General features: G+C 73.2%; 24 protein-coding genes and 1 riboswitch. Of the genes, 6 read left to right on the forward strand and 18 right to left on the reverse strand.

Annotation, left to right across the window (positions count from 1 at the left end; all coding sequences use genetic code 11):
• Window positions 1-23: 23 nt before the first annotated feature.
• From serS to GA0070561_RS31720, 5 genes are all read right to left on the reverse strand, one after another.
• Window positions 24-1,310: a serine--tRNA ligase gene (serS, locus tag GA0070561_RS31700; protein ID WP_091409200.1), complete on the reverse strand. Its 1,287-nt coding sequence runs from the start codon at window positions 1,308-1,310 to the stop codon at window positions 24-26.
• Between the two features lie 96 nt (window positions 1,311-1,406).
• Window positions 1,407-2,489, reverse strand: a complete 1,083-nt coding sequence (locus tag GA0070561_RS31705; protein WP_091409203.1) for a DNA polymerase III subunit beta family protein — start codon at window positions 2,487-2,489, stop codon at window positions 1,407-1,409.
• 25 nt (window positions 2,490-2,514) lie between these two features.
• On the reverse strand, window positions 2,515-3,711 hold the full coding sequence (locus GA0070561_RS31710; RefSeq protein ID WP_091409206.1) for a saccharopine dehydrogenase family protein: 1,197 nt from the start codon (window positions 3,709-3,711) through the stop codon (window positions 2,515-2,517).
• Window positions 3,712-3,760: 49 nt separating this feature from the next.
• Complete coding sequence (locus GA0070561_RS31715) at window positions 3,761-4,909, reverse strand: alcohol dehydrogenase catalytic domain-containing protein (protein ID WP_091409210.1); 1,149 nt, start codon at window positions 4,907-4,909, stop codon at window positions 3,761-3,763.
• Window positions 4,906-5,346, reverse strand: a complete 441-nt coding sequence (locus GA0070561_RS31720; protein ID WP_091409214.1) for a hypothetical protein — start codon at window positions 5,344-5,346, stop codon at window positions 4,906-4,908. Before GA0070561_RS31720 ends, GA0070561_RS31715 begins: the two co-directional genes overlap by 4 nt.
• 144 nt (window positions 5,347-5,490) lie before the next feature.
• On the opposite strand from GA0070561_RS31720, the gene GA0070561_RS31725 reads away from it, so the two are divergent.
• Window positions 5,491-8,337, forward strand: coding sequence for a helix-turn-helix transcriptional regulator (locus GA0070561_RS31725; protein ID WP_091409217.1), 2,847 nt, complete (start codon window positions 5,491-5,493; stop codon window positions 8,335-8,337).
• Window positions 8,338-8,342: 5 nt separating this feature from the next.
• On the opposite strand, the gene GA0070561_RS31730 is transcribed toward GA0070561_RS31725, so the two are convergent.
• From GA0070561_RS31730 to GA0070561_RS31740, 3 genes are all read right to left on the reverse strand, one after another.
• A complete protein-coding gene (locus GA0070561_RS31730) occupies window positions 8,343-8,891 on the reverse strand; it encodes a DsbA family protein (RefSeq protein ID WP_091409221.1) in 549 nt (182 codons plus the stop codon).
• On the reverse strand, window positions 8,888-9,385 hold the full coding sequence (locus GA0070561_RS31735; RefSeq protein ID WP_091409225.1) for a redoxin domain-containing protein: 498 nt from the start codon (window positions 9,383-9,385) through the stop codon (window positions 8,888-8,890). Before GA0070561_RS31735 ends, GA0070561_RS31730 begins: the two co-directional genes overlap by 4 nt.
• A 96-nt stretch (window positions 9,386-9,481) precedes the next feature.
• On the reverse strand, window positions 9,482-10,168 hold the full coding sequence (locus GA0070561_RS31740; RefSeq protein WP_091409229.1) for a BON domain-containing protein: 687 nt from the start codon (window positions 10,166-10,168) through the stop codon (window positions 9,482-9,484).
• A 358-nt stretch (window positions 10,169-10,526) separates the two neighbouring features.
• Between GA0070561_RS31740 and GA0070561_RS31745 the strand changes: the two genes are divergently transcribed.
• Window positions 10,527-13,208 carry a cellulose binding domain-containing protein gene (locus GA0070561_RS31745; protein WP_091409232.1) on the forward strand — a complete coding sequence of 894 codons (2,682 nt, stop codon included), beginning with the start codon at window positions 10,527-10,529 and terminating at the stop codon, window positions 13,206-13,208.
• Between the two features lie 153 nt (window positions 13,209-13,361).
• On the opposite strand, the gene GA0070561_RS31750 is transcribed toward GA0070561_RS31745, so the two are convergent.
• The gene (locus GA0070561_RS31750; protein WP_091409235.1) at window positions 13,362-13,760 is read right to left on the reverse strand and encodes a hypothetical protein; all 399 of its coding nucleotides are present in this window, start codon (window positions 13,758-13,760) and stop codon (window positions 13,362-13,364) included.
• Between the two features lie 169 nt (window positions 13,761-13,929).
• On the reverse strand, window positions 13,930-14,073 hold the full coding sequence (locus GA0070561_RS33870) for a hypothetical protein (RefSeq protein WP_158629639.1): 144 nt from the start codon (window positions 14,071-14,073) through the stop codon (window positions 13,930-13,932).
• Between the two features lie 386 nt (window positions 14,074-14,459).
• On the opposite strand from GA0070561_RS33870, the gene GA0070561_RS31755 reads away from it, so the two are divergent.
• Complete coding sequence (locus tag GA0070561_RS31755; protein WP_030330302.1) at window positions 14,460-14,822, forward strand: STAS domain-containing protein; 363 nt, start codon at window positions 14,460-14,462, stop codon at window positions 14,820-14,822.
• 17 nt (window positions 14,823-14,839) lie between these two features.
• Here the strand turns inward: GA0070561_RS31755 and surE are convergent, their stop codons facing one another.
• Together surE and GA0070561_RS31765 are read right to left on the reverse strand one after the other, a co-directional pair.
• Window positions 14,840-15,667: a 5'/3'-nucleotidase SurE gene (gene surE / locus GA0070561_RS31760; protein ID WP_091409239.1), complete on the reverse strand. Its 828-nt coding sequence runs from the start codon at window positions 15,665-15,667 to the stop codon at window positions 14,840-14,842.
• Window positions 15,664-16,641, reverse strand: coding sequence for a 1-phosphofructokinase family hexose kinase (locus GA0070561_RS31765; RefSeq protein WP_208603900.1), 978 nt, complete (start codon window positions 16,639-16,641; stop codon window positions 15,664-15,666). Before GA0070561_RS31765 ends, surE begins: the two co-directional genes overlap by 4 nt.
• 189 nt (window positions 16,642-16,830) lie before the next feature.
• Between GA0070561_RS31765 and GA0070561_RS31770 the strand changes: the two genes are divergently transcribed.
• Window positions 16,831-17,295, forward strand: coding sequence for a hypothetical protein (locus tag GA0070561_RS31770; RefSeq protein ID WP_091409247.1), 465 nt, complete (start codon window positions 16,831-16,833; stop codon window positions 17,293-17,295).
• Window positions 17,296-17,909: 614 nt separating this feature from the next.
• Here GA0070561_RS31770 and GA0070561_RS31775 read toward each other — a convergent pair.
• The 5 genes from GA0070561_RS31775 to GA0070561_RS31795 all read right to left on the reverse strand — a co-directional run bounded on the left by GA0070561_RS31775 (window position 17,910) and on the right by GA0070561_RS31795 (window position 24,128).
• Window positions 17,910-18,419, reverse strand: a complete 510-nt coding sequence (locus tag GA0070561_RS31775; protein ID WP_091409250.1) for a hypothetical protein — start codon at window positions 18,417-18,419, stop codon at window positions 17,910-17,912.
• A 141-nt stretch (window positions 18,420-18,560) separates the two neighbouring features.
• A complete protein-coding gene (locus GA0070561_RS31780; protein ID WP_373861594.1) occupies window positions 18,561-19,625 on the reverse strand; it encodes a coiled-coil domain-containing protein in 1,065 nt (354 codons plus the stop codon).
• A 5-nt stretch (window positions 19,626-19,630) separates the two neighbouring features.
• Window positions 19,631-19,762: riboswitch (cyclic di-AMP (ydaO/yuaA leader) on the reverse strand.
• Between the two features lie 145 nt (window positions 19,763-19,907).
• Window positions 19,908-20,825, reverse strand: coding sequence for a cation diffusion facilitator family transporter (locus GA0070561_RS31785; RefSeq protein WP_091409254.1), 918 nt, complete (start codon window positions 20,823-20,825; stop codon window positions 19,908-19,910).
• A 106-nt stretch (window positions 20,826-20,931) separates the two neighbouring features.
• On the reverse strand, window positions 20,932-23,049 hold the full coding sequence (locus GA0070561_RS31790; RefSeq protein WP_091409257.1) for a HelD family protein: 2,118 nt from the start codon (window positions 23,047-23,049) through the stop codon (window positions 20,932-20,934).
• A gap of 107 nt (window positions 23,050-23,156) precedes the next feature.
• Window positions 23,157-24,128: an alpha/beta fold hydrolase gene (locus GA0070561_RS31795; protein WP_091409637.1), complete on the reverse strand. Its 972-nt coding sequence runs from the start codon at window positions 24,126-24,128 to the stop codon at window positions 23,157-23,159.
• A gap of 169 nt (window positions 24,129-24,297) precedes the next feature.
• Here GA0070561_RS31795 and GA0070561_RS31800 point away from each other — a divergent pair, with 169 nt between their 5' ends.
• Window positions 24,298-24,921 carry a carbonic anhydrase gene (locus GA0070561_RS31800; protein ID WP_091409640.1) on the forward strand — a complete coding sequence of 208 codons (624 nt, stop codon included), beginning with the start codon at window positions 24,298-24,300 and terminating at the stop codon, window positions 24,919-24,921.
• Between the two features lie 89 nt (window positions 24,922-25,010).
• Here GA0070561_RS31800 and GA0070561_RS31805 read toward each other — a convergent pair whose 3' ends face one another.
• Entirely contained in the window at window positions 25,011-25,340 is a 330-nt protein-coding gene (locus GA0070561_RS31805) for a hypothetical protein (protein ID WP_030330285.1), read from the reverse strand.
• Window positions 25,341-25,648: 308 nt separating this feature from the next.
• Between GA0070561_RS31805 and GA0070561_RS31810 the strand changes: the two genes are divergently transcribed.
• Window positions 25,649-26,140 (forward strand): DUF3145 domain-containing protein, encoded by a 492-nt coding sequence (locus GA0070561_RS31810; RefSeq protein ID WP_091409261.1) that lies wholly within the window; start codon window positions 25,649-25,651, stop codon window positions 26,138-26,140.
• The last annotated feature ends 75 nt before the right edge of the window (window positions 26,141-26,215 follow it).

Consider the following 26,215-nt stretch of genomic DNA (forward strand, 5'->3'; position numbering starts at 1 on the left):
GTGCGGGGAGCGTTGTCCTCCAGCTAGCGCAGCGGGGTCAGACGGTCGGTGCCCAGGCGGTCCTGGAGGACCTTGGGGACCAGGACGCTGCCGTCGGCCTGCTGGTACTGCTCCAGGATCGCCGGGAAGAGTCGGCTGGTGGCCAGCGCCGACCCGTTGAGGGTGTGCACGAAGCGCGTCTGCTTGCCGCCCGGCTCGCGGTAACGGATGGCCGCCCGACGAGCCTGGTAGTCGCCGGCCCAGGAGACCGACGACACCTCCTTGTACTTGCCGGTGCTCGGCATCCACACCTCGATGTCGAGGGTCTTCTTCATCGAGGCGCTGGCGTCACCGGCCGAGAGCAGCGTGCGCTGGTAGTGCAGGCCCAGCCCCTCGACCAGGCTCTCGGCGTGGGCGAGCATCTCCTCCAGCGCCGCGTCGGCCTGCTCCGGCAGGGTGAACTGGAAGATCTCCACCTTGTTGAACTGGTGCCCCCGCACCGTGCCGCGCTCGTCCGAGTGCGAGCCGGCCGACTCCCGCCGGTAGCACGGGGTGTACGCGAACGCCTTCAGCGGCAGCTTCGGGGTCTCCAGGATCTCGTCCTGGTACGCGCCGAGGATCGCCGTCTCCGACGTGGGCAGCAGGAACTGGCCACGCGGGGCGGACGCCGAGTCCAGGTGGTAGACGTCGTCGTAGAACTTGGGGAACTGCCCGGCGGCGAAGCCGGCCGAATCCAGCAGCAGGTGCGGCGGGAGCAGGAACTCGTAGCCGGCCTTGATGTGCTGGTCGACGAAGTAGTTGAGCAGAGCCCACTCCAGCCGGGCGCCGACCCCGGTGTACATCCAGAAACCGGACCCACCGAGCTTGACCCCGCGCTCGTAGTCGACCAGGCCCAACGCGCGGCTCAGCTCCACGTGGTCGCGGACCTTCTCGATCACCGGTGGCTCGCCGAAGGTCTTCACCACCCGGTTGGCTTCCTTGCCGCCGGCCACGACGTCGTCGCTGGGCAGGTTGGGCAGCTCACTCATCGCGTCGCGCAGCCGGGCCTGCACCTCGTCCAGCTGGGACTCCAGCTCGGCGAGTTGCTTACGCTCCGCCTCCGGCGCGGCGGCCTGCGGCTCCTCGCCGGCCCGCTTCGCCTGCGCGTACGCCCGGGCCTCGGCCTTGCGGCGCTGCCGCTCGGCGTCGATCTCCGTGATCAGGGCGCGGCGTTCCTGGTCGAGCCGCTGGATCTCGTCCAGGGCACGGGTGACCTCGGCGGGATCCAGGCGCTTCGCCAGCGCGGTTGCCACCGCCTCGCGATCCTTCCGGATCAACTCCATGTCGAGCATGCTGCTCCGTACGCCTCCGTCCGGGGTTCACAGGTGAACCACCAGATGCTACCGTCGCGGCCTTTTCCTCCCGGACGGGGAGTGCTGGCCGGCGGCTCAGAGCCGGATCGGCATGAGCACCGAGTAGGTGTCCGCGTCGTCCGGTCGGCGTACGGCCAGCGGGGCGATCGGCCCATCCAGCTCCAACACCAGTTGCGGCGCGCCGGCCGCGTTCAGCGCGTCCAGCAGGTAACCGCCGTCCACCCCGACCCGCAACGCGTCGGTGCCCAGGTCGGCGGCGGGAAGCAACCGCAGCCCGCCCTGGTCGTCGACGCCGAGCACTGTGACCTCCCGGGTCGTGCCGTCGTGGTCGAGGGCGACAGTGGGGGCCGCCGGGTCGGCCAGCGCGGCGCGCAGCGCGGCCACGTCCACCGGGATGCGGCGCGCGGTCGGCCGCTCACCGACGGACTTGCGCAGCAGCCGGTGGTAGTCCGGGAAGTCGTACGGCAGGGCGGCGCCGGTCAGCGTGCGGTCGGCCACCCGCACCCGCAGGTCCGCGCCCGCCACGGTCAGCCGTACCGGCCAGGTGTCGGCGGTGTCGAGCAGTGGCCGGAGCTGGTCGGCGAGGGCCACCGGCACGAACACCCGCACCGGCGGCCCGTCGACGTCGGCACCGGCCCGAGCCAGCGCGAGCCGGTACCGGTCGGTGGCGACGAGCCGGACGCCGTCGGACTCCACGTCGAACAGCACGCCGGCGAGCATCGGCAGCTCCCTGTCGACGCCGACGGCGAAGCGCACCGCGTCGAGCGCGGCGGCCAGGGCGGCCGGGGCGACCAGCAGTGTGGTGGCGGTCGACGGGGCCGGGTCGACAAGGGCCCGGAGCCGGTCGGCCTCGCGGCGGGCGTCGCTGAGCCCGTCGGCCAGCCGGCGCAGGTGCGCGTCGAGCAGTTGGTGCACCACGGCCGGCTCGGCGCGTACCGCGGCGGCGATCTCCGGCACCGGCATGCCGATCCGGCGCAGCCCGGCCACCAGCAGGGCCGGGGCGATCTGCCCCTCGGTGTACCAGCGGTAGCCGGTCACCGGGTCGACCAGGGTCGGCTCCAGCACCCCGGCCGAGTCGTAGAAGCGCAGTGCGCTGACGGTCAGGCCGCTGGCCCGGGCCAGCTCGCCGATGCTGTGCAGGTCGCTCACGCTGGGCATCCTGCCCCCTCGACCCGGTTGAGGGTCAAGCCGACGGTTCCCGCGTCTCCTGCTTGAGCACCCGGAAGGTGAGATCGGCCCGGACGAGCCGGTCGAGCAGCGCGTCACCCATCGCGGCGACCGGGGTGAGCTGGCCGGCGGTCGGCGGCAGCTCGTCGAGCGCCAGGCACAGCGCCGACTCGGCCAGCATCTTCGCCGTCTCGTCGTAGCCGGGGTCACCGCCGGCGACCTCGGTGACCACCCGCTGCCCGCCGCCGGTGCCGACGAACCGGACCCGGAACCAGGACGACGCTCGCTGCTGGGCGGTGGGCCCCTGCCCGGACGCGAGCCGGCCGAGCAGCCAGCGCCGGCTGGGCGGCAGCTTCACCAGCCCGATCAGCGCACCGAGCCCGGCCGCGCCGGCCAGCACGGTGGGCAGCCGCTTCACGGCGGCGAAGTGCCGGTAGCGGAAGTCCGGGCCGTACTCCGGGCGGGCCGCGGCCGAGCGGCGGACCACCTGCGGGTCGATGGTCGGCAGCGGCACGGTCCAGATGCCCAGCTCCGCCGAGCGGGCCAGTCGACCGGGCACCGCCCGGACCCGCCGGTCGGTGGGACGCGGCTCGACCGCCCGGCGGGCTCGTGCGGCCTGGCTGGCCTGCCCGGTACGGGAGAACGCGGTGAGCGCCGAGTGGTAGGTGCCGGCGGAGAACCGGCCGCCGGCACGCACGTACCCGTCCACGGTGATCGGGACGTCGGCAGGCAGCTGCTTGACGGTGAACCAGACGCCCAGGTCGTGCGGGACGGAGTCGAAGCCGCAGGCGTGCACCAGCCGCGCGCCGGTGCGTGTCGCCTCGGCGTGGTGGCGCACGTACATGAGGTCGACGAACTCCGGCTCGCCGGTGATGTCCAGGTAGTCGGTGCCGGCCCGGGCGCAGGCCGCGACCAACGGCTCCCCGTGGTGGATGTACGGGCCGACAGTGCTGGCCACCACCCGGGCGCTCTCCGCCACCGCCCGCAGGGAGTCGGCGTCGGTCACGTCGGCGGTGACCAGCGGCAGGTCGGCCAGGCTCGGGTCGATGGCGGCGAGCCGGTCCCGTACGGCGGCGAGGCGCTGCGGGTTGCGCCCGGCCAGCGCCCAGCGCAACTCAGCCGGTGCGTGTCGGGCCAGGTATTCAGCGGTCAGGCCGCCGGTGAACCCGGTCGCTCCGAACAGCACCACGTCGTACGTTCGCTCGCCAGTCATCCTCAGAGTCTGCCATTCGTGATCGCCGATCAGCGATCACGAGGAGGCGTCACGGCGTGAACACGGCGCGTACGCAGCCGTCGGCCCGGTCCCGGAACAGCGCGTACCCCTCGGGGCCCTGCGCCAACGGCAGCCGGTGGGTGGCCAGGTGTTCGGTCCGCAGCTCGTCGCGGGCCATGCGGTCCAGCAGCATCGGCACGTCCCGCAGATCAGGTCGACCGGCGCCGCGCAGCGTGAGCCGCCGCTCGGTCAGCGCGCCCAGCGGGAACGCGTCGACGAACCCGGCCGTGCCGCCGAGCACCACCACCACGCCGCTCTTGCGACACGCGTGCACGGCCTCCCGCAGCGCGTCCGGTCGGTCGGCGTGCTGGCCACCGAACCGGTCGGCCCTCGACCGGGCCGGCGGCGTGCCGACCGCCACCACGCACACGTCCGGCCCGCGCCCACCGCTACGGTCGCGCAGTTCGGCCGCCACGTCGGTGCGCCGGTAGTCGAGCCCCTCGGCGTCGGAGTGCCGCTCGACCATCCGCAACCGCTCCTCGTGCCGGTCCACGACCAGCACCCGGGCGGCGCCGCGCAGCACCGCCGCCCGGGCGGTCAACTGACCAACCGCCCCGGCGCCCCAGATCGCCACCACGTCGCCGGGGCGCACCGCACCCAACTCGGCGGCGAGCCACCCGGTCGGCGCCACGTCCGCCGCGAACACCGCCCGTTCGTCGTCGACGGCGTCCGGCACCCGGAAGGCGCTCACGTCGGCGTACGGCACCCGCACGTACTCCGCGTGGCCGCCCGCGAAACCGCCCGCCGCCCGGGGCCGGCCGAAACAGCCGGCGTCGGAGCGGGCCCAGTCGGGGTCGGCGCTGGCCAGGTCGGCATGGGCGTTGTCGCAGCAGGAGTGCAGGCCCTGGCGGCAGTACCAGCAACCGCCGCAGGCCACGCTCGCGCCGACGACCACCCGATCGCCGACGCGGTGTCGGCGGACCTCGGGGCCGACCTCCACCACCTCGCCCAGGAACTCCGCGCCGAGCACGTCGCCGGGCCGCAGCAGCGGGTGCCGGCCGGCCAGCAGCGGCAGGTCACCCCCGCAGGTGGCGCTACGCCGAACCCGGACGATGACGTCACGCTCGTTGCGCAGCTCCGGGTCGGGGACCTCGCGTACGGCCAGCTCGCCGATCGCCACCCAACACAGCGCTCTCACCCGTGGACCTCGGGGCGGTCCAGCGCGGACCGGTCCGCGCGGAGCACCTCACCGGCCTCCACCCGTTGCTTGATCTGGCGCAGGGTCCGGCGGACCAGCAGACCCGGGTCGTCGCCGACCAGATGCGCGGCCAGCCCGGTGGGCGGGGTGACGCCGGCCAGCGGCCGAGCGGCCAGCTCGGTGCCCCGGTCACCGGGCGCCGGGCGCACCCGCACCTCGACCGCCCCGTCCAGGCGGCGCAGCGGCTCCGGCCAGCGGCCCTCCGGAAGCACCTGCTCCGGCGGCCGGTCGACGGTCACCACCTCCCACCGGGCCGGCGCGGCAGCGTCGCCGTCCGCGCCGGGCCGGGCACCCCGACGCGGTACGCGCAGCAGCCGCGCCGCCCCGGCCAGCGCCGCGCCGCCCAGTGCGGGTCCCGCCCGCGCCAGCCGTCCCATCGGTACCACCCGTCCTCCCGGTTCACGTCCCCCGATCGTCGGTCGCACCCGGGTGAAGCGCGCTCGCCCGGAAGGGGTGAACCGGCCCGTGCCGGGTAACCGCTCGCCGACCGGGGGCGGAGCGCGTGGTGGGGGTGGGGCTGGGTGCCGGAACAGGATCACGTACGCGTCGAACCGGCACCGGGGCCACCGCTGTTGGCGTCCCGGCTGACGCCGGCCGTGCCGCCGGAGCCGGTGGTCGCCCGGCCCCGCCTGCTGCGCCGGTTGGACGAGGGCAGCGCGGGACCGGTCACCCTGGTGGCCGCCCCCGCCGGCTGGGGCAAGACCACCCTGCTCGCCTCCTGGATGCGGCTGGGCGGGGCGCCACCCGACGTGGAGCCGGGCGCGATCGTGCCCGACTCGGGCGACCTGTCGGTCTCGTCGGCTGACGACCCGGTGTCGGCGTGGATGTCGGTGGAGGCCGGCGACGACTCCGACCGGCTCTGGGCGTACCTCGCCGCGGCGCTGCGCTCGGCGACCGGGGCGACGGAGGGTGGCCCGTTGCCCGATCGGCCGCCGCGCCCCGACCAGTTGGAGGCGCTGGCCGCCACGCTCGCCGCCGCCGACCGGCCGGTGCTGCTGATCCTGGACGACCTGCACCGGGTCGCCGACCCGGCGGCGTTGACCGGCCTGGAGTTCCTGCTGCGGCATGCCGGGCGGCGGCTCCGCCTGGTGATCGGCGCGCGGGCCGGACTGCACCTGCCACTGCACCGGCTCCGCCTCGCCGGCGAGCTGACCGAGATCGGCCCGGACGAGCTGGCGTTCACCGACGACGAGGTGGCCGACCTGCTCACCGCCCACGGTGCCGCGCTGCCGGCCACCGCCGTGCACCGGCTGCGGGAGCGCACCGGCGGCTGGCCGGCCGCGCTGCGCATCGCCGCCCTGGCGGTACGCGGACAGCCCGACCCGGAACGCTGGGTGGGGCAGTTCGGCGGAGACCAGCCGGAGATCGCCGGCTACCTGCACGAGGAGGTGCTGTCGACGCTCGACCCGGCCGAGGAGGATCTGCTGCGCCGTACCGCGGTCGTCGACACCGTCTGCGCCGACCTGGCCGAGGCCCTGACCGGCCGCGCCGACGCCGGGCAGGTGCTGGCCGACCTGGCCGGGACCGGTGGTCTGCTGCACCGGGAGGACACCCGGCCGCCCTGGTACCGGTACGAGTCCCTGCTCGCCGATCTGCTCCGCGCCGACCTCGCCCGGTTGCCCGCCGACGAGCTACGCGAGCTGCACGTCCGGGCCGCCGACTGGTACGCGGGCGACGGCCGGCCCGCCGACGCTCTGCGGCACGCCCTGGCCGCCGGCCGCTGGGACCTGGCCGGTGACCTGTTCGTCGCCCACTGGCCGGAGCTGACCCGCTACGACCGGGACCCGGTGCACGCACCGGCACCCACGCCGCCGCCAGCGGAGGTGATCCGCGCCGACCCGGAGGTGGCGTTGGCCTGCGCCGCCGAGCGCGCGTACGCCGGTGACCTGCCGGCCGCCAGCGGTCACCTGCGGGCCGCCGCCGGGCACGCCGCGACCCTGCCGGTGCCGCGCCGGGACCGGTTCCTGCGGTTGGTGACCGCGCTGGAGCTGACAGTGGCCCGGCTCGCGGACGACCGCACCGAGGTCCGGGCTGCCGCCGCTCGCCTGCTGCGCACCCGCCCGCCGGAGGCCACGCCGACCCGCGTGCCGACCGGGATGACCGGTTCCGCCCCGACGGCCGGTGGTGGCGGTGCCGCCGACGACCTGGACCTGCGGGCGTTCACCGGCACCGCGCTTGGGCTGGCCGAGTTGGCCGACGGGGCGCTGCCCACCGCCCGGTTCGTCCGGGCCCGGGCGGCCGCAAGGGAAGCCGGCCGGCCGCGCACCGAGCTGGTCGCCGCGAGCCGCGCCGCGCTGCTGCTCGCGGTGCGCGGCGAGCTGCGGGCAGCAGAGCAGGCGGCCAGGGACGCACTCGGCATGCCGCCCTGTCGGGGCTGGTCCTGTCGGCTCGACTGCGGCTACGCGTACCTGGCTCTCGCCGTGGTGGCGCTGCTGCGCGACCAGCCAGAGGAGGCCACGGCGAACCTCGCCCTCGCCCTCCCGGCGCTCAACGTGACCGGCGGCCGGGCCGGCGACCCCGAGGTGGGCGACGACTGGCTGACCGCCGCCGCCGACGAACCGGTGGCGGCGGCGGTTGCCGCCCTGTGCCAGGCGCAGCTGCACCGCGACTCCAACGACCCGGCGACCGGGCAGCGGCTGCTCGTCCGGGCCCGGGAGGCGTTGGCCGACCGGCCGTCCGCCGCAGAGCTGGCCGGTCTGCTGCGGGCCGCCGAGGCCGAACTGCGGGCCGCGCGGGGCGACCTTGACTCCGTCCGCGATCTGCTGGCCGATGCCGCCGACGAGGAGGCCGATCCGGTGCTCGCGGTGACGTTGGCGAAGGTACAGCTGCTGGCCGGCGACGCCGCCACCGCCGAGCGGACCCTGCCGGACTGGCAGGCGCCCGCCGCCACGGGCTGGCCGCTACCGGTACGCCTGGACGCCGGTCTGCTCGACGCCGTGCTGGCCCAGCGCGCCGGGGACGGGCGTCGGGTGGGTCGGATCCTGGAGCAGACGCTGGACCTGGCCGGCCCGCAGGGCTGCCGCAGGGTCTTCACCCGCGCCGAACCACCCGTGCGGGACCTACTGGCCGCACACCTGGACGCGGGCACCGCGCACTTCACGCTGGTCAGTGACCTGGTGCGGGGCGCGGGACAGAGCGCCGCCCGGCCGGCCGCCAGGCCCAGTGGCGTGCTCGACGAGCCGCTCACCGAGCGGGAGCTGACCATCCTGCGCTACCTGCAGAGCATCCTGTCCAACGTGGAGATCGCCAGCGAGTTGTCCCTCTCGGTCAACACCGTGAAGACCCACGTCCGCAACATCTACCGCAAACTCGACGCGACCCGCCGGCGTGAAGCGGTCCGGCGGGCGCGTGAGTTGCGGCTGATCTGAGCGGGTCAGGCGTTGGCGGCGGCGTCCGCGGCCGTCAGCAGGTCGGGCAGGTCGTACCCGCCGTCGTGCCTGATGCCGTTGACGAACAGGGTCGGGGTGCCGTTCACCCCGCTGCGGATGCCCCCCACGAAGTCCCGGCGCACCCGGTCCGCGTGCGCACGGTTCTCCACCTCGGCGTTCAACTCGTCCGGCGGCAACCCGACCTGCTCGACGCCGAGCGAGAGGTGCACCGGGTCGAGCTGGTCCTGATGCTCGTAGAGCCAGTCGTGCATCTCCCAGAACCGGCCCCGAACCCCGGCGGCCTCGGCCGTCTCGGCGGCCCGTTCGGCGTACGGGTGCACGTTGGCGATCGGGAAGTAGCGGTAGACCAGCCGTACGGTGTCGGCCCGCTGCCGCAGCAACTCGTGCAGGTTCGGGTACGCGGCACCGCAGAACTGGCACTGGAAGTCGCCGTACTCGACGATGGTCACCGCCGCGTCGGCCGGCCCCCGGATGTGGTCGTCGGTGGTCACCGGGTCTCGAAGTCGGGCGGTGACCTGCAGTGGCGTGCTCATCCGGCCATCACCTTCCGATCGGCGGCGAGTTGGTCCAGCGCGTCGAAGATGCCGTCGGCGCCGGGGTTGACGTCGGGCGGCGACAGGTAGCTCCAGGTCACCTTCCCCGCCGGGTCCAGCACCACCAGCGCGCGGGCCGCCTCACCGTTCGGCATGTACGCGCCGTACCTGCGGGCCACCTCGCCCTTGGGCTCGAAGTCGGCCAGCAGGGGAAACTCGATGCCCCGGCTCTCCGCGAACGCCCGGTGTGACCAGATGCTGTCCACCGACACGCCGAGAACCACCGCCTGGTACTGGGCGAAGACGGGAGCCGCCGACTGGTAGAGCGACATCTGGTCACCGCAGACCGGGCTCCAGTCGGCGGGATAGAAGGCGAGCACGACCGGCCGGCCACGGAACTGCTCAGGCCCCAGCAGATCCCCGTCCGGGGTGGCCGGCAGGGTGAAACCGGGCGCGGTGCGCCCCGGTTGGATCAGCCCGTTCGGATCACTCATGCCACCAGCCTGCTCCCGGGGCGGGTGAGGCAGGCTCACCCACCCCGGGTGGTTCCGCGCCCGTTCAGCGCCCGCTGGGCGGGCGCCCGCGCCCGCTCAGCGCAGCACCGGGGCGACCGCGATGTGGTTCTGCACCTCCCGGATGCCGGGCGCGGACCAGGCCACCTGCTCGACCTCGGCCCGTTCGGGCATCGAGTGCACCAACCCGGCGAGTATCGCGGTGTCGCCGTGCACCCGGACGCTGATCCGTTCGGCCTCGGTCGCTCCGGCCCGGGCGAGGGCGTCGACGATCCGGTCGGCCACGTTGCGGGCGTCCGGCGCGGTGGCCGGTCGGACGGTGATGCCGTTGCTCACGCCGCGTACGCCGGTCAGCCGGGCCACCGCGCGTTCGGCGGCTCGACGCTGGTACTCCCACTCGACGTCGCCGTGCAGCGTCACCCAGCCGGCCGAGACGGTGACCTGGAGCTTCTCGATGGGCACGAACGCGTCCCACTCCAGTCCGTGGCTGGCCGCCGCGGCCAGGTCGCTGTCGGCGCGCTCGGTGCCGTTGGTGAGCTGCACGGCCACGTCGTTGGCGACCGCCCGGACCGAGGCGACCCGGTGGGCGGCCCGCTCGGCGGCCCACTTCTTGGCGTAGCTGTCCACGCGGCCGGTCAGGGTGACGACGCCCTCGGCGACGGTCACGCCGATCTCGTGCGGCTGCACCCGCGGTTCCCAGGTCAGCTCGTCGAGCACGGCGGACTGGATGTCCTGGTCGGTGCGGTTGATCTCCGCGATGGCCATCTGTCCCTCCTCCGCTGTTCCGATGGCGGACCGGGTGCTGGCCGCGGCCGGAGGTCCGCCGTGCTGCGATCCTGCCGCCGCCCCGGGTGAGTCGCCCTCGCCCGGACCGGGTGACGGCGCGGTCCGACCTGGGCGGCGCGGGTGGGAGGTGGGGACGAACATCGATGGTGGGAGCGCTTCCAAAGCGAGCCAATTTCGGTTACGGTAATCGCGTTCCTCGATCGCGGGAGCCGTCGCGTCGGGTGGTGGAGCCAGGGCAGCTCTGCCCGTCCCCGTCGTCGTGCTCGTCCCCCGGGCCACGGCGTCACCCAGGCGATCGACCCCGTCCCCCGGGGCTCCATCCCGAGAGGAACCGCAGATGCGGAGAAGTCTCGCCGGCACGGTCGTGTCCGTGTTGGCCGCCGCCACAGCCGTCGTGGTGGTCCCGTTCACCGCCGCTGGGTCGGCCCCCACCCCGGCCGCGGCGGAGGCGTACACCTGGCGGAACGTCCCGGTGGGCGGTGGCGGCTTCGTACCCGGCATCGTCTTCAACCCCACCGAGAAGAACCTCATCTACGCGCGCACCGACATCGGTGGGGCGTACCGCTGGGAACAGGCCAGCCAGTCCTGGACGCCGCTGCTCGACTGGGTCGGCGCCGACCGCTGGGGCTACAACGGCGTGGTCAGCATCGCCACCGACCCGGTGCAGACCAACCGGGTGTACGCCGCGGTCGGCATGTACACCAACGGCTGGGACCCGAACAACGGCGCGATCCTGCGCTCGGCCGACAAGGGCGCCACCTGGCAGGCCACCGAGCTGCCGTTCAAGAACGGCGGCAACATGCCGGGCCGGGGAATGGGGGAGCGGCTCGCCGTCGACCCCAACCGGAACAGCATCGTGTACTACGGCGCCGAGGGCGGAAACGGGCTGTGGCGCAGCACCGACCACGGCGTGACCTGGGCCCGCGTCGCCGCCTTCCCCAACGTCGGCAACTACCGGGCGGACCCCAGCGACCCGAACGGCTACAACGGGCAGAACCAGGGCCTGACCTGGGTCAGTTTCGACAAGAGCACCGGCACCGCCGGCTCCACCACGCAGACCATCTACGTGGGCGTGGCGGACAAGGAGAACCCGGTCTACCGCAGCACCGACGGCGGCGTCACCTGGGCGCGCATCCCCGGTCAGCCAACCGGCTACCTGGCCCACAAGGGCGTCGTCGACCCGGTCGGAGGTCACCTCTACATCGCCACCAGCGACACCGGCGGCCCGTACGACGGCGGCAAGGGCGACGTCTGGAAGTTCACCCGGTCGACCGGGGCCTGGACGCGGATCAGCCCGGTGCCCTCCACCAGCGCCGACGCCTACTTCGGCTACAGCGGGCTGACCATCGATCGGCTTCGCCCGAACACCCTGCTGGTGGCCACCCAGGTCTCCTGGTGGCCGGACGCCATCTTCTTCCGCAGCACCGACGGCGGGGCGAGCTGGACGCGGATCTGGGAGTTCAGCAACTACCCGGAGAGGTCCCGCCGCTACACCATGGACATCAGCTCGGTGCCCTGGTTGACCTTCGGCCTCAACCCGGCACCCCCGGAGGACGCGCCCAAGCTCGGCTGGATGAACGAGTCGGTGGAGATCGACCCGCACGACTCCAACCGCATGATGTACGGCACCGGCGCCACCATCTACGGCACGACCGACCTGACCAAGTGGGACACCGGTGGTCAGTTCACCCTCCGGCCCATGGTCAGGGGGCTGGAGGAGACCGCCGTCCTCGACCTGATCAGCCCGCCCAGCGGCGCACCCCTGATCAGCGCGCTCGGCGACGTCGGCGGCTTCCGGCACACCGACCTGGACGCGATTCCGTCGATGCTGTTCACCCAGCCGGTGTTCACGTCCACCACCAGCCTCGACTACGCCGAGAGCAAGCCCGCGGTGCTGGTGCGCGCCGGCAACTTCACCGACGCCGACCGACCCAACGACAGTCACGTCGCCTTCTCCACCGACGGCGGCGCCACCTGGTTCCAGGGCACCGAACCGTCCGGCGTCAACCTGGGCGGTACGGTGGCCGCCGCGGCCGACGGCAGCCGCTTCGTCTGGGCGCCCGGTGACGCGGGCCAACGCGTCGTCCACTCGGTCGGGTTCGGCAACTCCTGGGCAGCGTCGACCGGCATCCCGGCGAACGCCACTGTCGAGTCCGACCGGGTCGACCCCACCCGGTTCTACGGCTTCAGCGGCGGGCGTTTCTACCTGAGCACCGACGGCGGGGCCAGCTTCACCCCGACCGCGGCGACCGGGCTGCCCACCACCGACGTGCGGTTCAAGGCCCTGCCGGGCCGGGCCGGCGAACTGTGGCTGGCCGGGCCGGGTGGTCTGTGGCGCTCCACCGACGCCGGCGCCAGCTTCACCAGGCTGGACGGCGTCAGCGCCTCCGGCAACGTCGGTTTCGGCAAGGCGGCACCCGGGCGGACCAACCCCGCCGTGTTCCTCTACGGCACTGTGAACGGTCAACCGGGCGTGCACCGCTCCGACGACACCGGCGCGACCTGGGTACGCGTCAACGACGACCGCCACCAGTACGGCAATCCGACCGAGGCGCTGACCGGCGACCCGCGCGTCTACGGTCGGGTCTACCTCGGCACCAACGGTCGCGGCATCCTGGTCGCCGACCGCACCGGCGGCGAGCCCCCGACCACGCCACCGCCGACGACGCCACCGCCGCCCACCACGCCGCCGCCCACCACGCCGCCGCCGTCCGCCGGCTGCGCGGCGACGTACCGGGTGACCGGCTCCTGGTCCGGCGGTTTCCAGGCCGAGTTGGTGGTCCGCAACGCCGGAAACGCCCCCATCTCCGGCTGGACGGTGGGCTGGACCTTCACCGACGGCCAGCGGATCGACCAGCTCTGGGGCGGCACCCACACCCAGACCGGAGCCGCCGTGTCGGTCCGGGACACGGGCTGGAACGGCGCGCTCGCCGCCGGGGCCAGCACCACCGCCGGCTTCCTCGGTTCGTGGACCGGTCGCAACACGTCCCCGGCCGCCATCACCTGCACAAGTCGCTGAGCGGGTGATCCGGGTCGGGACCCCGGATCACCACCAGACACCGGTCCGCCGGGCCGCCTGAGGGGTCCGGCACCCGGCGGACCGGGTCCACCCCAGCACCACGACGGGCCCCGCTCGACCTGAGTCGATCGGGGCCCATCGTGGTGCTGTCGTTCAGATGGCGGGGGAGTTGGGGCGGTCGACGTCGACGAACTCCACGTCGTCGACGGCACGGTCGTCGCGGCTGCCGGCGGCCCGCGCGGCGGAGCCGACGGCCCAGCCGACCGCCGCGCCGACGAGCGCGGCGCCGATCAGGAGCGTCCAGGGCAGTGCCGGCTGCCGGCCGGCGAGCGCGTCGAAGGCCAGCGAGGCTCGGCGTCGCGCCTCCTCGGCGGCGGATCCCACCAGGTCACCCGCCCCGTCGGCGAGGTCGCTGCTGTTTTGGCGGGCCGAGCGGGCGGTGTCCCGCACACTGTCTCCGGCATAGCTGACGGCCGAGAGCAGGTGCTCCCAGGCCTGGTCCGCGATCCGCTCCGGCTTGCTGCGGCGGTCCAGCAGGTTGGTTCCGAACATCGTGGTTACCTCCTCGGGTGCCGAAGCCGCCGGCCACTTCGGACTTCGGCGTCTTTCCAGCGCGTCACGGTGTCGCCTACCCCGCAGTGCCCCGCGTCAGCCGAACGCAAACCCCGACGTCCGCGGAGCACCGGTAGCTCGGCGGGCCGAAACCCGGTGCGCCACCGAATCAGCGCACCGCTGACACGGCGACACCTCGGGCGAAGTCGTCGTCGTCATCGTCGTCATCGTCGCCCCCGCCACCGAACCCGCAGGCCAGGACGAGGGCGAGCAGAACACCGACGCCGGCCAGCCCGGCAAGTCGCTTGATCATCGAAGATCCTCTCCGTCGCGGTGGTGTCCCGGCCGATGCTAGGGCGCGTGGGCAACCGGGGGCGCGGATCGTGCCGGCCGGCGGTGGGCGACACGCCGACGGCACACGGGGCAGGCGTACGTCCTGGGCCGGTTGTCGGGCGCGCCGGGTCCGGACCGCTACCCTGGTTCGGCGGCGCGTCGGTCACGACCGATCGTCGATGGTCAGATAACGAAAAGTCTTGAGTAATCAGATACTGAAAAGTGCGGATATGGGTGGCTTTGTCGGCCCGGATCCGCGAATTGCTCATCCCGAGGGGTGGCGACCGAGGCCGTCGGAGGAATACTCTCGGTCGCGGCCCGCGTACTGATGAGGCGCCCGGGGGACGGGCGGGTGGAGGTGCTCGCGTGAGCCTGTCGATCGTGAAGTCGGTTCTGTCCGGTGGTGTCGTGGAGATCGCCCCACGGGGTGAGATCGACGTCGACACAGCGTACGAGGTGCGCGAAGCGATCGCAGAGGTGCTGGCCAAGGGCCGCCCCCTGCGCATCGAACTCAACATGAGGTTGGTCACCTTCATCGACTCGGTCGGCATCAGCGCCATGGTCGCCGGCTTCCAGACAGCCGAGGTCAGCGACGTCAAGCTGGTGGTCACCGAGCCGAGCCGGTTCGTGCACCGGCAGCTCTGGGTGACCGGTCTGCTGGGCCTCTTCGGCGCTCCGGAGCCCTACTTCGCCGGTGCCGCCACCCCCGAGGTGCTGCCCGGCGCCTGAGCGCGCCGGGCGTCCCGTCAGGACTGCTCGTCCAGGCCGGTCAGGTCGATGTCGGTCGCCTCGGTGACCGCTCGGATGGCCGTCACCGACGCGTACCCGGCGGCCAGCAACGCCACGTCCGTGCCCGGCTGTGCGGCCTGCCCCGGCTCCTCCAGCGAGGTACGGACGAACCCGTGGCCGGATTCGGCCACCGTCATCTGCACCTGACCGAAGCTGGCCAGGGTGCCGCGCCGCACCCCGCGCAGCTGCCCGTGCGGCAGGTCCGGGGTGTTCACGTTGAGCACGCTCTCCATGGGCGCGGAGGTCAAGCGGGGGAGCAGGTCCAGGGCGACCCGCGCGGCGGTGCCCCAGTGCCGCTCGGCGTCGCGTACCCGGGCGGCGGCGTCCACGGCGGCGCCACCGCTCGCGGCCGTCGCCTCGCCGGCGGAGAGCACGTCGAGGGAGACCGCCATCGCCCGGCAGCCGTTGGTGGCGGCGGTGAACGCGGCGCCCACGGTCCCGGAGTGCAGCACCGCCCGGCCGGCGTTGGCGCCCCGGTTGACGCCGGAGAGCACCACCGACGGCGGTGGGCCGAACGCCCCGTGCAGGGCGATCAGCGTGATGAAGCCCGGGGACCCGGCGACCCCGTACGCCGACACACCCGCCAGGTCGGGCAGTGGGTGGTCGTTAACGACGACCCGCCCGTCGCGCTCCATGGCGCTCATCGCGGCGCTGGTGCCGCTCGCCTCCTCCATCGGCGCGGCCACCACGACGTCCAGGCCCCGCTGCCGGGCAGCCCAGGCCAGCGCCTGGATGCCCGGCGCGGCGATCCCGTCGTCGTTGGTGATCAACACCCGCAGGGTCATCGCTCGACCACCCGGCCGGCCAACTCGTCCGGGGTGGTCCGCTCCTGTTGCCGGCTGTCCGCCGGCACCAGCCGGACCCGGTCCACCAGGCCGGTGATCGAGTCCAGCCGCCCGGTGCCCAGGCCGTGCCGGGTCACGTTCAGCGCGCCGGCGGCGGCGCCGGTGCGGATGGCGGTCCGAATGTCCCCGCCTCTGGCCACGACGGCCGCCACTCCGGCCGTCATGGAGTCGCCCGCGCCGCGCGGGTCGGCGGCCTCCAGCCGGGGCATCTCGACCTGGAACAGCTCCCCGTCGATGAGCGCCAACGCCGGCTGGTCGGCGCGGCTCACCACCACCGTCTCGGCGCCGCCCGCGTGCAGCTCGTACATGGCCCGGGTCAGCTCCTCGATGTCGTCGCTGCGGGCGCGGCCGTCGCGGATCAACTCCTCGTGACTCACCTTGAGGAAGAACACCCCGCTCTCCAGCACCGAACCGAGGTGATCGCCGGAGAGGTCGACCACCACCCGGCCGCCGTTCGCGCCGAGGTCGGCGGCGAAGCGTCGGTACAGGTCGGCCGGTACGAGCCACGGTTCGTTCGGCCCACTGAGGATGCTCACCGAGGCCCGCAGGCCCTCGCCGAGGGCGAGGTTGTACAGCTCGTCGATCTCGTGCCGGCTCAGCGGCTGCCCGGGCACGTCGGCGATCTCCTGTCGGGAGCCCTCGCGGCGATCGTGCACGTACCCGCCGCTGCCGGAGTCACGGACCACCACCTTGAGGTCCACGCCCTCGCTGACCAGCAGCGGCTCCAGCACCTGGCCGATCTCACCGCCAAGGGCGGCGCAGAGCACCACGTCGACTCCGAGGGAGATCACCATCCGGGCCTGCCAGACGCCTTGCCCACCAGGGTGCAGGTGCAGCTCGGGGTGGTCGTTGGGCTGGTCCACCGTCACCGTCAGCTGTGGAGTGGGCGCGAACACCATCACGTGCCCACTCATCGGTCGTCGCCGTTCATGCTGGCCGCCCTCCGGCATCTACGGAAGATTTTGTACTAACCGACCTTAATGGCGCAGGTGGTGACAGGTCGTCGCATCGGACCGGTCCGGCGCGGCGCTGAGGGCCCGGGGGCGTTGCCAGCCAGACATCGGTACGGGACGATCGGGCGACCAACGACGGCGGGAGACGGTGTGCTCAGCAGCGGTACCTTCAGCTACACCGTCCAGGCCCGGTGCTCACCCGCCGAGGCGGCAGCGTTGCTCAGCGACCTGACCCGGCAGGGCGAGCTGCATCCGCTGATCGTCCGGGTTCGCCGGGTGCCGCCCCGGCCCGGCGCCCAGGCCAGCTTCACGATCAACGACCGGTTGGCGGCCGGCCCGCTGCGCTTCCGGACCACCTACCACGCGGACGTGCTGATCAGCGAGGCCGACGAGATCGTCATGGTTGCCCGCCAGTGGCCGGCCACCACCGTGCGAAACCACACCCGACTACGCGCCGAGCCGGACGGCCTGGTCCGCATCGACGTCGAGATCACCCTGACCGCGCCGACGCCGCTGTTCCGGTACGCGTTCCGCCAGGCCCAGGCCGCTCACCTCGCCCTCGCCACCCGGCTGGGCGCCGCCCTCGACCGCACCGGCAACCCCCCGCCCGCCTGACCTGCCCCCGGGCCGCCCCGCTGTAGCCGCGCGTCGCCCCGCTGTACCCGCGCGCCGCCCCGCTGTACCCGCGCGCCGCCCCGCTGTACCCGCGCGCCGCCCCGCTGTACCCGCGCGCCGCCCGCCGTGCCCGGCACCGCCCCGCTGCCGCTCCGCCCGCAACCACTCCGCGCCGCCTGCCGTCCCGCGCCGGCCGCCGTCGCTCCCCGCCGCCCGGTGCCGCGCCGCGTTCGGCGCTGGCGTTGCACCATCGTGCTCAGGTCTGGGTGTCACTGTCGTTTCAGCAGGCAGAGGTCGCCGTGGCGACATCCGTCGGGGCGCTGCTACTCGGGTGAGCGACATACCTCAGAGGTATAAATATGACTCCTTGGTATAACGCCTACCAGCGACACTCCCACCCGAGCAGCAAGGCGAGCTGACTACGGCAGTTGGTCCAAGGGGCGACCTGGACTGGCTCACGCGCCCGCTGCGTCGATCTTGCAGTTACGGTTGTCGATATCGGCGGGATGCCCCATGTGTCGGCGCAGTAAGTGCAAGATCGCGGGACGGGGCAGGGCTCTGCGCTTAACGCGGGACGGCCTTGACCTGCTCCCCGCGCGCAGCGGGGGCGGCGCCTACTTCTTGGCTACAGCGCGATCGCGGTTCGTGCGGGCGGGCCGGGCGGCGGGACGCCGGCCCCACGGCTTGTAGGTGGACAGCACCGTCGCGATGATCATCAGGCTGGTCGACACCGCCGGCGCGATGACCAGGTCGGCGCGATCCCGGGCGGGCAGGGCGGCGCCGACCGCTCCGGCGTGACGCAGGTTCGGGGTGAGCAGGAACAGCACCAGCCCGACCATCACCGTGGTGAGCACGAGCTTGACCAGCACCCAGCGGTGGCGCAGCAGGCCCCACGGGGTGAGCAGCGAGGCGGCGACTCCGATCAGCCAGACCAGGACGCTCAGCGGCGCGAACAGCACCGTGCCGACCAGGGCCGTGACCGGATAGACCACCGCCGGGTCGGCACCCCGCTGCACGGCGATGCCGAGGGTGAGCAGCACCAGGTCGGCGCCGAGCCAGCCGAGCGAGGTGACGAGGTGCAGGGTGAGCAGCGCCTTGCGGGTGGTGGGTCGGATCCGAGGCATACCGCGATGCTGCCCGCCGACCACCGCCGGGTCGTCCGACGAGCGACGACATCAGGGGTACGCCCAGTGACGTAGCCCGGCCCCGACGCACGTGATGCCTGTGAGCCATCACGATGACTCACAGGCATCACGACGCGTGGGTCAGTAGACCGACAGGTGTACGTGGTTGGTGTGGTCGGTCGACGGGGTGCCGTGCGCCCCGCTGTACGACTTCCACCCGCTGCTGGGCAGCCAGATCTGCCTGTACCAGATCACGTAGAGCACGGCGAGCCGGTCTGAGTTGCGGATGAAGTACGCGGCCAGGTTGTTGCCGTACGTCTTGTCGCCGCCGGTGGCGTTACCGCCGAAGCCGCCCTTCTGCGCAGCGAAGTCGCAGGCCCGGCCCTTCGGGTGTTCACCGGAGCCGCTGGGGCGGTGGCACGAGACGTACCGGGTGAATCCTGCGGCCTTGGCCTGGTTGAGCGCGTGCAGGGTGCGGGGGGTGATGCAGCCGTTGGCCGGGGTGGGGTCGTTGACGCTGCACGACTCGGAGGGCCAGGAGCCGTCGGAGTTGCGCGGCGCGGCCGTCGCGTTGGCGCTGGAGGTGCCCCGGTTGGAACCGGTGTCGGCGGTGGTCTGCGGTTTGGGTGTGGTGGCCACGGTCAGGGCCCGTTCGGCCTGCTCCTTGCGCTTGGCCATCACCGCGACCTGCTTGCGCTGTTCGTTGATCTCACCGTCCAGGGCGACCCGGGTGCGGTTGGCCTTGTCCTTGCTGTCCAGCAGGTCGCGGAGCACCCGGTCCTCGTTGGCGGCCACCGCGTCCAGAGCGGCCGCCCGGTCCATGAAGCCTTCCGGGGTGTTGCTGTTGAGCAGCGCCGACATCGCACCGAGCCGGCCGGTGCGGTAGGCCACTTCGGCGATCTCGCCGACCTTGCCGTTGCGCTGCTCGATATCGACCTCGATGGTCTTCAGCTGGGTGGCGAGCTGCTTCTGCCGTTGCACGGAGGTGTCCAGGGCGCGCTTCGCGTCCAGGTAGCCCTTGCTGGCCGCCTCGAGTTGGGCGCGCAACGCCGGGGTGCCGCCCTCCTCGTCGGAGTCGGGTGCGGCGGCCCGCAGGCCGGTCGGGGGAGCGGCCGAGGCGGTGCCGGCCGGAAGCGCGACGCCGAGGGCGAACATCGCGACGATCAGGGCCGCCAGTCGGGCGGCGGGTGGTCGTGCTGGTGCCACTGCGCATGTCCTTCCGTCAGCCGCCGACCGGGTTAGCTGACGGGTTCGGGACGGAAGATCCCTACCGCTGACGCGGATACACCCCAGGAACATGGTTCCCCGGTTCGCCCAGTTGGGCGATTAGGCGGCGACCGCCACCGGCGCCGGGAGGGCGCCGCCTGGTGGAGGCCGGGACCGAGCCTACCGGTGCCAATGGGGCCGTTGCAGCCGATGTGACGGACGGTGCGTGCGTCACCACGGAAAAATGCCGCGAAACCGGAGGAATGCTACGAAAGGGGCCGGTCACCACTCGATGGAGCCACACGCTCCGGAGGCGGCGCCGGGCTCGATCTGCAACGTCGCGTGCTCGATGCGGAAGTCGTCGTGCAGGGCCGTACGCGCCGCGGTGAGCACCGCGCCGACCTCCGCGCCGGGTGCCATGGTCAGGTGAGCGGAGGCCACCTCCATGCCCGAGGTGAGCGTCCAGACGTGCAGGTCGTGCACCTCGACGACACCGGGGACGGCGGCGAGCCGGTCGTGCACGGCCGTCACCTGGAGGTGCTCCGGGGCGGCCTGTACCAGGATGCGGATGGCCGCGCGGGCCAGCCGCCAGGTGCGCGGCAGGATGAACACGCCGATGGCGACCGCGACCAGGGGGTCGGCCCACCACCAGTTGGTGACGGTGATGAGCAGCGCCGCGCCGATGACGCCGAGCGAGCCGAGCAGGTCACCGAGGACCTCCAGGTAGGCGCCCTGGAGGTTGATGCTCTCCCGGGCCCCGGCGCGCAGCAGCGCGAAGGCGGCGATGTTCGCGAGCAGGCCGAGCACGGCCACCGCGAGCATCGGGCCGGCGATGACCTGGTGCGGGTCGCCGAAACGGCGGATCGCCTCGATCACCACGTAGATCGCGACGCCGGAGAGCAGGACGGCGTTGGCCAGCGCGGCGAGCACCTCGAGCCGGTAGAGCCCGAAGGTGCGCTGCGGGTCGCCGGTGGCCCGCCGGGTCGCCGTGATGGCGGCGAGCGCCATCCCGATGCCGAGCACGTCGGTGAACATGTGCCCGGCGTCGGAGAGCAGGGCGAGCGAGCCGGTGTGCAGGGCGGCCACGGCCTCGACCACCATCAGGGTGGCGAGCAACCCGAACGCTGCCCAGAGTCGACCTCGGTGCTGGTGTGCGGCATTGGCGACGGACCCATGGTGGTGGTCATGACCTGCGCCCACGAGAACCACCTTCCGCCGCTGGTCGGGACCCGGTCAAATGTATGCTCACATCGCTATGTGTGCAAGTGTACGGGCTGCGTCTCCCGCTGGCGGCAGTCCGCACACGTCAGCCGGTCGGGTCGATGGTGGTGAGCCGCTGGGTGGCCCGGGAGAGCGCCACGTACAGGGTGCGCACCCCGGCACCCGGATCCGCCCGGATCTCGCTCGGGGCGACCAGCACCACCCCGTCGTACTCCATGCCCTTGGCCTCCAGGCTGGTCACCACCTGCAACCTCGGCGCGCCGAGTGCGCCCAGCCACCCGGCGACCTCGTCCCGGCGGGGGACCGGCGTGATCACCCCGACAGTGCCCTCCACCTCGGCCAACAGGCCGGCGGCGGCCTCCACGGTCGCGGTCTCCAACCCCGTCGGGGGCACCACCAGCTCCACCGGCTCGACACCAGTGGAGCGCACGGCGGTGGGCAGCGGCAGGTCCGGGTAGAGCCGACGGATCTCCGCCGCAGCCACCGCGAAGATCTCCGCCGAGTTGCGGTAGTTGGTGGTGAGCGTGAAGTCGTGTCGCTTGCGCCGGCCCAACGCCTGGTCCCGGGCCCGGTCCAGTTCGTCCGGGTCGCCGGTCCACGCGGTCTGCGCGGGGTCGCCCACCACGGTCCAGGAGGCCAGTCGGCCGCGTCGACCGATCATCCGCCACTGCATCGGCGAGACGTCCTGCGCCTCGTCCACCACCACGTGCGCGTAGTCCCGGTAGTCCTCCGGACGCTCCCGGGCCGCCGCGCGGGCGGCCCGCTGCCGTTCACCGAGGGTGCTCAGCTCACGGACGCCGCCAGCGAGCTGGAACGGGTCGCGTCGCGCGCGGGCCGGCTGCGCGGGCTTACCGAGCAGCGCGTCCAACTCGTCCAGCAGCGCCACGTCGGCGATGGTCAGCCCGGCCGAGTCCAGGTTCCGGTACGCGGCGTTGAGCAGCCGGATCTCCGCCGAGGAGAGGATCCCCCCGGCGTACCGGCGCAGCCGGTCCGGCTGCGCCAGCCAGCCGAGCACGTGCCGGGGGTGCAGCCGAGGCCACCACGCCTTGAGGAACTCCCGGAACTCCGACCGCTCGGCGATCTCCGCCTCGAAGGCCGGTTGCTCCGGCAGCCGACCGCTGCTCAGCTCACGGGCCTGCGCCCAGAGCGCGGCGAACACCCCGTCGAAACCGGCCCGGCGCACCTCGTTGCGTCGTGCGCCGCGTTGCAGCGCCCGGTCCCGGATCCGGTCCAGCGCGGCCCGGTCCAACCGCAGCAGCGTGCCCCGGTAGAGCAGCCGCAGCTCACCCGGGCCGCCCGGCACCGCGTCGCGGGCCGCCCGCTCCAGCACCCGGCGCATCCGCAGCGAGCCCTTCACCGCCGCCACCTCGGGCGGGTCGGGGCGGGTGGCGGTCATCCCCGGGAAGAGGGTGCCCAGCGAGTGCAGGGTCGCGGTGTCCTCACCGAGCGACGGCAGCACGGAGCCGATGTACTCGACGAAGACCGACGACGGGCCCACCACCAGGATGCCGCCGCCGGCGTAGCGGCTGCGATCGGAGTACAGCAGGAACGCGGCCCGGTGCAGGGCGACAGCGGTCTTGCCGGTGCCGGGGCCGCCCGCCACGATCGTCACCCCGGAGCCGGGCGAGCGGATCGCCTCGTCCTGCTCCCGCTGGATGGTCGCCACGATGTCACGCATGCCCCGGCCGGTGGCCTTGGACAGGGTGGCCAGCAACGCGCCGTCACCGACGACAGTCATCCCCTCCGGGGCGGCCGTCGGGTCCAGCAGGTCGTCCTCGATCCGGGTGACCCGCTCGGCGCGGGACTGGATGGTGCGGCGCCGCACCACGTCCAGCGGCTGCGCCGGGGTGGCCTGGTAGAAGGCGGCGGCGGCCGGCGCGCGCCAGTCGACGACAAGCGTGACGGCGTTCTCGTCGCGGATCCCCAGTCGCCCGACGTGCAGCACCTGACGGTCGCGCAGGTCCAGGCGGCCGAAGACCAGTCCCTCGTGCTCGGCGTCCAGGGTGTGCCGCCGCTGCGCCGCGTGGAAGACCATCGCGTCGCGCTCGACCAGGGCACCGTGCGTGCCCACCCGGGCCATCCGGTAGCCGTCACGCTCGGCGCGGACGGCCGACTGCCGCAGCTCGGCCAGTCGGGCGTACACCCGGTCGAGGTGTCGTTGCTCGACGGCGATCTCCTGCTCCAGGCCGGTCTGGTCGGTCAACGCACGCTCCTTCAGAGGTCGCCGGCAGGCGGCGGGAACCGCGCGGGCCAACCGAGAAGAGTACGGCCCTGGGCCCGACCCGCCGCGCCCGAGGTGCGCGAACGCGCTCAGGCACCAGTCTCGGCGGGGGCCGCGCCACGGTGGGCCGGCGGCGATGCGCCACGGCGAGCCGGCGGCGATTCGGCGAGCACCCGCCGCACCACGCCGGTGAGCGCGGCGTTGACCTCGTCCGGACGTTCCATCATCAGCATGTGCCCGGCACCCGGGCAGACGGTCAGCTCGGTGGCCGGCAGAGCCGCCGCTATCGACTCGGCGCACGGCGGCGGGGTCAGCCGGTCCCGGTCGCCGACCAGGGCGGCGGCCGGCAGGTGGGCCAACGCGGCGAGGGTGTCCAGTCGGTGCTGGGTGCCGATGGAGGCGCGGAACCCGCCGATCGAGCGCAGCGAGGCCCGAGCCACCGCCGACGTCACCAGGCGGATGTCGGCCGGCTCGCAGCGATCACCGAAGAGCATCCACCGGATGCTCGGTTGCAGCGCGTTCAGCAGTGCCCGGGGCGCGCGCCACGACCCACACCGGGCCAGCACGCCGGCGCCGGTCGTCTCGGCCAGCCGGATCAACCGGGCGATCCGCGGCGAAAGACCGTAGACGGTGTGCGTGTGCCCCTCGGCGGTGGTCGAGACGAAGACCAGTCCGGCGGTACGGGCGGCGAAGTGCGCGGGGTGGCGGTGGGCGTACTCCATGATCGTCATGCCGCCCATCGAGTGCCCGACCAGCACCACCGGGCCGGTCGGCGCGACCGCGTCGATCACCGCGGCCAGGTCGTCACCCAACTGGGCCACTGTGGCAGTGGGCAGCGCCATGCAACTGGACCGGCCGTGCCCGCGCGCGTCGTAGGCGACCACCCGCACCCCACCGCGCAACGGCGGTGCCGTGAGCGCGTCGACCTGCCGGTGCCAGGCGCGCCCGTCCAGCGTCCAGCCGTGCAGCAGGATGGCGGTGACCTGGGCGTCCGTCGGACCCGTCGCCTCGACGTTGAGCCGTACACCGTCCGGCAGACCGACCTCGAACCGCTCCGGCATCGCCACCTCCCCAGGGCCGCCCAGTACCACCAGCACCGGGATACCCGGCGGTAACACCGGCTACCCGCCATGACACCACGCCAATCACGCCGTGGCGAACATTCCTGACCTCGCCCGTGCCGGACGGCGGCGGGCCAAGCTGAACGGCATGGTGTCGTCGGGAGCGCCCATGGGTGCGACGTCGGGGCAGGGGCGGCAGGCCGGCGGTACGCCCCGCGCCGCGCTGGCCGACCTGCTCGCCGGCAATCGGCGTTTCGTCAGCGGCCAGCCGGTGCACGGACACGACGTCACGGCCGCCGCCGCGGCCTCCGGCGACCAGCAGCCGTACGCCGTGGTGCTGGGCTGCATCGACTCCCGGGTGCCGCTGGAGGCGATCTTCGACCAGACCTTCGGCGCGATCTGCGTGATCCGTACCGGGGGGCACGTGCTCGATCGCGCGGTCTGCGGCTCGATCGAGTACGTGGTCGGCCAGCTCGGCGTACCGCTGGTGATGGTCCTCGGCCACGAGCGATGCGGTGCCGTGCAGGCCACGGTGGAGGCGCTGCGCACCGGGCAGCGTCCCGGCGGGTCGCTGGCGCACCTGGTGGACGAGATCGCTCCGGCAGTGATCGAGGCGGGGCTGGACGATCCGGCGGTGCAGCCGCTGGCGATCCGCCGGCACGTCCGGCGCACGGTGCGCAGCCTGCGCGAGGACGATCTGCTGGCCGGGCCGGTGGCCGCCGGCCGGGTGGCAGTGGTCGGCGGCCTCTACGACCTGGCCAGCGGCGAGGTCGCCCTGCTCGATCCGGGCTGACCCGGCCCCCGACTGACCGGCCCCGGATACGCGAAAGCGCCCGCCGGGACTCCCGGCGGGCGCTTTACGTGTTGCGGTGGTGGAGGGGCTCAGCCCTCGAAGACGCCGGCCGCGACCAGGCGCTTCTCGGTGGCCTCCCAGCCGTCACCCGGGTGGGTGGCAGCCAGGTTGTTGATCTCCGCCCGGATCTTGGCGGCGTGGCCGGCGGCGGCCAGAACGCGGATCTCCTCGACGAAGGCGTCGGAGTCCGTGCGCAGGTGCGCGGTCTTGCCGTTGGTCAGGTTCCGCACGTAGGCGTGCTTGCCGCCGTTGAGCGGGATGAGGTACTTGAACTCGCCCAGCACGCTGAGGGCGCCACCCTGGCCAGCCTGGCCGGCCCGGACGGACGCGCGCGCGGTCTTAGAGGTGTTGCTCGCCACGGAGGTACTCCTTGCAAGACGTACGGGAGGACTGGACGTCCGGGGGCTGTGTGCGGGTCGTACGTGACTCGACCCGCGAAGGTGTAACGCGGCATAAGCCGCCGGTGGAACTGTACAGGACCACGACATCATGCTGGTCGTCGCGGTGTCCTGAGAGGCAACGGCGACCACCCGTCCGGCTATTCCACCCGGCGTTTTTTCCGATTCCCTGGCGCACCATGCGTCACAGGAGTCATCATGTGTTGCAGCAGCCACCTGGGTGGACGAGGTCGTAGGGGAAGACGCACCTCGCTCTCCGGGAGGTCACCGTGCCAACGCGTGGCGTCGTATACGTCCATTCGACCCCGCTCGCCGTGTGCTCACACGTCGAGTGGGCGATCGCGCGCGTCCTAGCCGCGCCGGTCAACCTGCAGTGGACGGCTCAGCCCGTCGACCCCGGCGCACGCCGGGCCGAGTGCGGGTGGACCGGTCGTCCGGGGACGGGCGCCGAGCTGGCTGCTGCCCTACGGCAGTGGCCCATGATCCGTTTCGAGGTCACCGAGGAGCCGAGTCCCGGTGCCGATGGTGAGCGCTTCATGTACGTGCCTGCCCGTGGCCTGTTCCGGGCAACGGTCGGCGTGGCCGGTGACATCCAGCTCGGCGAGGATCGCCTTCGGGCGCTGATGGCGGCCTCCCGGGCCCCTGAGGCGCTGGCGCACGCCCTCGACAAGGCGCTCGGCACGGCGTGGGACGCTGACCTGGAGCCCTACCGGTACGCCGGGGACGGTGCCCCGGTGACCTTGCTCACTCGGGTCGGCTGACCCGGCCGGCGGGCCGCTGGCCGTACGCCGTCGCGCCGGTGACGACCGGTAAGGTCAAGTTGCCCCGATAAGGGA

Source organism: Micromonospora saelicesensis (assembly GCF_900091575.1).
GTDB lineage: Bacteria > Actinomycetota > Actinomycetes > Mycobacteriales > Micromonosporaceae > Micromonospora > Micromonospora saelicesensis.

What these genes read in the sequence shown, in the direction of transcription:
- GA0070561_RS31720 (WP_091409214.1), bottom strand. Translation starts at nt 5,346, where the DNA reads ATGGGACGGCTGGCGCGGGCGGGACCCGCACTGGGCGGCGCGGCGCTG.
- GA0070561_RS31705 (WP_091409203.1), bottom strand. Translation starts at nt 2,489, where the DNA reads ATGCCCAGCGTGAGCGACCTGCACAGCATCGGCGAGCTGGCCCGGGCC.
- GA0070561_RS31750 (WP_091409235.1), bottom strand. Translation starts at nt 13,760, where the DNA reads ATGTTCGGAACCAACCTGCTGGACCGCCGCAGCAAGCCGGAGCGGATC.
- GA0070561_RS31800 (WP_091409640.1), top strand. Translation starts at nt 24,298, where the DNA reads ATGGGTGCGACGTCGGGGCAGGGGCGGCAGGCCGGCGGTACGCCCCGC.
- GA0070561_RS31775 (WP_091409250.1), bottom strand. Translation starts at nt 18,419, where the DNA reads ATGCCTCGGATCCGACCCACCACCCGCAAGGCGCTGCTCACCCTGCAC.
- surE (WP_091409239.1), bottom strand. Translation starts at nt 15,667, where the DNA reads ATGACCCTGCGGGTGTTGATCACCAACGACGACGGGATCGCCGCGCCG.
- GA0070561_RS31765 (WP_208603900.1), bottom strand. Translation starts at nt 16,641, where the DNA reads ATGAGTGGGCACGTGATGGTGTTCGCGCCCACTCCACAGCTGACGGTG.
- serS (WP_091409200.1), bottom strand. Translation starts at nt 1,310, where the DNA reads ATGCTCGACATGGAGTTGATCCGGAAGGATCGCGAGGCGGTGGCAACC.
- GA0070561_RS31735 (WP_091409225.1), bottom strand. Translation starts at nt 9,385, where the DNA reads ATGAGTGATCCGAACGGGCTGATCCAACCGGGGCGCACCGCGCCCGGT.
- GA0070561_RS31740 (WP_091409229.1), bottom strand. Translation starts at nt 10,168, where the DNA reads ATGGCCATCGCGGAGATCAACCGCACCGACCAGGACATCCAGTCCGCC.
- GA0070561_RS31795 (WP_091409637.1), bottom strand. Translation starts at nt 24,128, where the DNA reads ATGCCGGAGCGGTTCGAGGTCGGTCTGCCGGACGGTGTACGGCTCAAC.
- GA0070561_RS33870 (WP_158629639.1), bottom strand. Translation starts at nt 14,073, where the DNA reads ATGATCAAGCGACTTGCCGGGCTGGCCGGCGTCGGTGTTCTGCTCGCC.
- GA0070561_RS31745 (WP_091409232.1), top strand. Translation starts at nt 10,527, where the DNA reads ATGCGGAGAAGTCTCGCCGGCACGGTCGTGTCCGTGTTGGCCGCCGCC.
- GA0070561_RS31710 (WP_091409206.1), bottom strand. Translation starts at nt 3,711, where the DNA reads ATGACTGGCGAGCGAACGTACGACGTGGTGCTGTTCGGAGCGACCGGG.
- GA0070561_RS31730 (WP_091409221.1), bottom strand. Translation starts at nt 8,891, where the DNA reads ATGAGCACGCCACTGCAGGTCACCGCCCGACTTCGAGACCCGGTGACC.